The sequence below is a fragment of the Streptomyces pathocidini genome, assembly GCF_001418495.1.
GTDB lineage: Bacteria > Actinomycetota > Actinomycetes > Streptomycetales > Streptomycetaceae > Streptomyces > Streptomyces pathocidini.
This window is the reverse complement of record NZ_LIQY01000538.1, coordinates 1-3916: the sequence shown is the minus strand read 5'-3', so window position 1 is coordinate 3916 and position 3916 is coordinate 1. Positions and strand designations below refer to the sequence as shown.

3 protein-coding genes are annotated in these 3916 nt (G+C 74.1%); 2 read left to right on the top strand and 1 reads right to left on the bottom strand.

What is annotated here, in order from left to right; genetic code table 11:
• Together AOK16_RS22155 and AOK16_RS22150 are read left to right on the top strand one after the other, a co-directional pair.
• Nucleotides 1-1451 (top strand): hypothetical protein (locus tag AOK16_RS22155; RefSeq protein ID WP_055473935.1); only part of this gene is annotated, 1451 nt, incomplete at its 5' end.
• 328 nt (nucleotides 1452-1779) lie between these two features.
• Nucleotides 1780-3243: an alkaline phosphatase PhoX gene (locus AOK16_RS22150; RefSeq protein ID WP_055473934.1), complete on the top strand. Its 1464-nt coding sequence runs from the start codon at nucleotides 1780-1782 to the stop codon at nucleotides 3241-3243.
• Here the strand turns inward: AOK16_RS22150 and AOK16_RS22145 are convergent.
• Nucleotides 3215-3916 (bottom strand): class I SAM-dependent methyltransferase (locus tag AOK16_RS22145; protein ID WP_055473933.1); only part of this gene is annotated, 702 nt, incomplete at its 5' end. The two genes, AOK16_RS22150 and AOK16_RS22145, sit on opposite strands and share 29 nt — an antisense overlap.

Here is a 3916-nt window from a genome sequence, read left to right as displayed (position 1 = left end):
GGGCCGGGTCCGGCACCGCCGGCCCCGGCGGCAGCGCCGGGATCCGCGTCGGCGCGGGCGGCGAGCTGCTCGATGCCGGGGTCCGCGACGCGGCCGCCCATCTCGGGTTCGACGGCGACGACGAGGACGACGCCGCGTACGCGAGCGAGGCCTGGCGACTGGCCGTCGACACCGGCCTCGTGGCGATCGCCGAGGACGAGGACGCGGAGGAGTCGGAGGACGTGGCGGTGGGGACCGCCGTGCCCGCCGAGGACGCGGCGCTGGTGACCGCCGGCAGCCCCGGGGATGTGCTCGACATCTGGCTGAGCGGGTTCGAGACGCTGCTCGGGGACGCCGTGGCGCCCGACATCTCCGACCTCGTGGAGCGCTTCGCGGAGAGCCTGGGCGACTCCGCCGAGGGCGGCGATCTCGATCTCGACCTCGACTCGCTGGACTGGAACCCCGAGGAGGAGCTCGCTTTCCTCGACGGCGTGCTGGGCAACCTCTACCTGCTGACCGCGCTGGGCGAGGGCGGCGCGGACCGGGCCGTTCCGCTGCCCGCGCTCGCCGCCTCCGTGATCGTCCCCGACGACATGGACGAGCCCACCGACGACATCCTCGAAGAGGTCTCCGAGGCGATGATGCGGCTGGACGACCAGTTCCGGCTGCTCGCCCCGATCGGACTGGTCGAATACCAGCCGGTGGACGAGGAGTTGATCGAGGAGCTGGACGAGGAGGGGAACAGGGAGGGCAGCGCGGAGGGCGGCCCCGAGGCGGAGACGGAGCTCGACGCGGAGGACGTCTCCCGCTACGGCATGGTCCGCCTCACCCCCCTCGGGATGTACGGCGTACGGGCGCGGATGCTGGACGCCGGGTTGGAGGCCCCCGTGGTCGGCGACCTCGCCGACAAGGGCGCGGACGTGCTGCTGGAGCGGCTGCCCGACTTCCCGAGGGCCGTCGCCCAGGCCGAGGCCGAGCAGTGGCTCGCCCGGCGCGAGCCCGTCGCCGCCGCCCGCGAACTGCTCGCGGCGGCGCGGGGGGACGACGAGCGGGCGCCGGTGCGGCGGCTCGCCTGCCAGCAGGCGCTCCTGCTGCTCGGGCCCGAGGCCGCGGAGGCGCTGCGCGAGGTGCTGGACGATCCGCGGCTGGGCGGGCTCGCCCGGGTCGGGCTGGCCGAGCGCGGTGCGACGGACGTACCGCCGCCGTCCCAGGAGCTGGTCTTCTGGCTCACCGTCGACACCATCGCGGCCCAACTCGGTGGCCAGCAGGGCGAGGAGAGCGAGGCGGACCTCCGCGACCTGGTCGAGGGCGTCGTCAGCCAGCACAGCGGCTTCTTCGACGAGGCCTGGCGCGTCGACCACCCGGCGACCGCCGACGTCCTGGAGGCCATGGCCGAACTCCACCCCGACAGGCGCACCGCCAAGGAGGCCCGCAAGGCGGCCTTCAAGGCGCGGTCGCGAGCGAAGGGCTGAGCCGAGCCGCCGGGCGCCGCGGGCCGACGGCGGTTGCCGGGGCGCGGACAGTACCGCTCGGCGCTGGCGCATAGTTGTATCGCGCGGTTGCACCCGCGCGGCTGGGGCGGCCGGGGCGGGCCTCGTGCCTGGGCTCGGCCGGTCGCCCGCGGGCACATCGCGGGCCCCGCGGTGCCGCGGGCGGTTAGGCGGCGGGCGGCAGTTGGTAGGCGCCAGGCCGTTCACCGGAACCCGAGTCGACGCGTCGTGTTCAACCGGTGTTCGGCGGGGCGGGAGAGGGTGGCGGAGTTCCCCGCAGGGTTCCGAATCTTGTTATCCAGGAGATGACATGCCCCTCACCCGCAGAGACTTCGCGAAGCGCTCCGCCCTCGCCGGTGGCGGCGTCGCCCTCGCCGGCAGCGTCGGCGTGCTCGCCACCGCGCCCGGCGCGATCGGAGTGGAGCCGTCCGCCGAGGGCGCCGAGGGCGACGGTGAGCGGGAGGCCGGGCGGGGCCACGCCCACGGGCTCGGCTACGGCCCGCTCATCGAGGACCCGAAGGGCCTGCTCGCGCTGCCGGCCGGCTTCTCGTACCGGGTCATCACGCGCAGCGGCGAGACCACGCTCGACACGGGCGAGTCCACCCCCTCCAACCACGACGGCACCGCCGCCTTCGAGGGCCGGCGAGGGGTGACCCTGCTGGTCAACAACCACGAACTCGGCGGCCCCCGCGACAAGGTGAAGTACCCGGTGCCGCTCGCCGAGGGACTGGTCTACGACCCGGCCGCGCCCGGCGGCTGCACCGTCGTGGAGGTCCGCGGGCGCGGCGACGACGTCGCCGAGTGGGTCGGCATCGCCGGTACGGCCGTCAACTGCGCGGGCGGCAGCACCCCTTGGGGTACCTGGCTCACCTGCGAGGAGACCGAGGACAAGGCCGGCTCCAACGGCATGACCAAGGACCACGGCTACGTCTTCGAGGTCGACCCCTACGACCGCCGGGCCAACCGCGATCCCAAGCCCATCAAGGCCCTGGGCCGGTACGCGCACGAGGCCGTCGTGGTGGACCCCAAGCGCGGCCACCTCTACCTCACCGAGGACGCCTCGGGCCCCAACGGCCTGTTCTACCGCTGGACCCCGCCGCACGGCTTCCAGCACGGCCGCGGGCAGCTGCGGAAGCTGGCCGACGACGCCGGGGTGCTCCAGGCGCCCAAGTGCTTCGACTCGGGCGGCCGGTTCGTCGACGACCTCGCCCGCGCCACCCGCACCGGCACTGTCTACGGCGTGGACTGGGTCGACGTGCCCGACCGCGACGCCCGTACGGTCTCGGTGCGCAAGCAGTTCGATGAGGGCGAGGTGACCCGCGCCCGCAAGCTGGAGGGCATGTGGTGGGCGGACGGCGGCGCGTACATCGTGTCCTCCTTCGCGCGCTCCGAGAGCCCCAACCAGCACGACGGCCAGGTGTGGTTCTACGACCCGCGCCGCCGGACCCTCACCCTCAAGGTGCTGCTCGGCGTCAACCCCGACCCGTCCGAGGACGGCGCCCTGGACGGGCCCGACAACATCACCGTCTCGCCGTACGGCGGGCTGATCCTCGCCGAGGACGGCAGCGGCATCCAGCACCTCTTCGGCGCCACGGACGACGGGCGCACCTACCCGATCGCCCGCAACGACCTGAACATCGGCACCGAGGAGGAGCCGGAGTACAGCGAGTTCACCGGGGTCGTCTTCTCGCCCGACGGGCAGACGCTGTTCGCCAACATCCAGTCGCCCGGCATCATGCTGGCGATCACGGGTCCGTGGCGGCGTCAGCGGTGACCAGGTAGTAGTCGAGGAGCCCGGTCACGTACGCCTCCAGGAAGCGGCGGGGCCACAGGGACTTCAGGGGCGTCTGGGCGAGCCAGCGGTCGTAGGCCGCCCAGATGTCCTCCCCGATGGGCCGGACGCGCACGTCCGCGAACCCGTGCCCGGACAGGGTCTCGGTGAAGTGGCCGATGACGTGCGGGAGGTCGAGGCCGTCGGAGTAGGTCGGAAGCAGCCGGGGCAGCGCCTCGGCCCCGCTCTCGCCGCGGGCGAAGAAGGTCGACAGCGTCAGCCGCCCGCCGGGGCGCAGCACCCGGGCCGCCTCATGGGCGAACCCGGGCAGGTCCGGGAAGTGCTGCGCGGCCTCCACCGAGTACAGGCAGTCCGCGGAGCGGTCGGGCAGCGGTATGGCCTCGGCGGCCCCGCGCACGTATCTGAGCCGCTCGGGGTGGAGGGCCAGCACGTCGGCGTTGGCGATGCGGGCCCGGTCCAGCTGCGCGGGGTGCACATCGATGCCGCAGACCTCGGCGAAGCCGAACTCCCGCAGGGCCAGGGCGCAGCCGAGGCCGAGCCCGCAGCCGACCTCCACGGCTTCGAGCCCCTTCGTCCGCTCGAACTCGCCCAGGACCAGGCGGTACAGCTGCTGCTCGGCGCGCAGCCGGTCCGCCTCGGTGAGCGGGCGGTCGGC

Excerpts from the sequence above, each read along its gene's own strand:
- AOK16_RS22150 (WP_055473934.1), top strand. The coding sequence starts at position 1,780 with ATGCCCCTCACCCGCAGAGACTTCGCGAAGCGCTCCGCCCTCGCCGGT.